General features: G+C 48.0%; 2 protein-coding genes and 1 pseudogene. 2 read left to right on the forward strand and 1 reads right to left on the reverse strand.

The window, feature by feature from the left end; translation table 11 throughout:
- Positions 1–288, reverse strand: a 288-nt coding sequence (locus BGK49_RS15270) for a transposase (RefSeq protein ID WP_032199081.1), incomplete at its 3' end; no start/stop codon positions are given.
- 42 nt (positions 289–330) lie between these two features.
- Here BGK49_RS15270 and BGK49_RS15275 point away from each other — a divergent pair.
- Both BGK49_RS15275 and BGK49_RS27445 read left to right on the forward strand, forming a co-directional pair.
- A pseudogene (locus BGK49_RS15275) lies at positions 331–1023 on the forward strand (carbohydrate porin); the annotation flags it as partial.
- A 34-nt stretch (positions 1024–1057) separates the two neighbouring features.
- Positions 1058–1204: IS1 family transposase (locus BGK49_RS27445; RefSeq protein ID WP_001393286.1), on the forward strand; the 147-nt coding region annotated here is incomplete at its 3' end.

Genomic DNA, 1204 nt, shown 5'->3' on the forward strand with positions numbered 1-1204 from the left:
ATAAGCGGAAGCCTGGCGAAGGATATCGTTACTGCGGCGCAGTTCACGATTTTCACGTTCCAGCTCTTTCAGACGCTGACGTTCAGCGGTGGTGAGCCCGCCATCACCGCCTCCGGTATCCCGCTCATGCTGGCGAACCCAGACACGCAGAGTCTCCGGCGTACAGCCAATCTTTGGAGCAATGGAACAAATTGTCGCCCATTGTGAGTCATATTCGCCCTGACTTTCCAGAACCATACGGACTGCCCGTTGACGGACTTCGGGGGAAAAACGAGTATTTTTAGTCATCCTGTTTACCTCTTTCTCAGGAAGTTTAGTCTCCAGGATTCCCGGGGCGGTTCACTGGGACGTTTTGGTAATGAGATGAGCGGTTGGTTTGACCTGACCTTAAATCAGCGTGTTTATAATCAGGACGGTAAAACGGCAAATGCGGTCGTTACCTATGATGGCAACGTGGGTGAGCAGTATAACGATGCCTGGTTTGGTGACAGTGCCAATGAAAATATCATGCAGTTCAGCGATATTTACCTGACAACGCGAGGTTTTTTACCCTTCGCACCAGAGGCAGACTTCTGGGTCGGCAAACATAAACTCCCGCAATATGAGATCCAGATGCTGGACTGGAAAACCTTAACCACGGATGTCGCCGCGGGTGTGGGGATTGAAAACTGGGCACTTGGTGTAGGGCTGTTTGATATGTCCTTAAGCCGTGATGATGTCGATGTTTACTCTCGTGATTTTTCGCGTACCAGCCAGATGAATACCAATTCTGTGGATGTTCGTTATCGCAATATCCCGTTATGGGATGATGCGACATTATCATTAATGGCTAAATATTCCGCACCTAATAAAACGGATCAACAACAAGATAACGAAAATGACAACAGTTATTTTGAAATGAAAGATAGCTGGATGCTGACTTCTGTTTTACGGCAAAACCTGCAACGCGATACGTTTAATGAATTTACGTTACAGGTTGCCAATAATTCCTATGCCAGCAGTGGTGATGCTGCCAACTTACTGATTTAGTGTATGATGGTGTTTTTGAGGTGCTCCAGTGGCTTCTGTTTCTATCAGCTGTCCCTCCTGTTCAGCTACTGACGGGGTGGTGCGTAACGGCAAAAGCACTGCCGGACATCAGCGCTATCTCTGCTCTCACTGCCGTAAAACATGGCAACTGCAGTTCACTTACACCGCTTCTCAA

Source organism: Shigella sp. FC1544 (assembly GCF_001722145.1).
GTDB classification, from domain to species: domain Bacteria; phylum Pseudomonadota; class Gammaproteobacteria; order Enterobacterales; family Enterobacteriaceae; genus Escherichia; species Escherichia coli.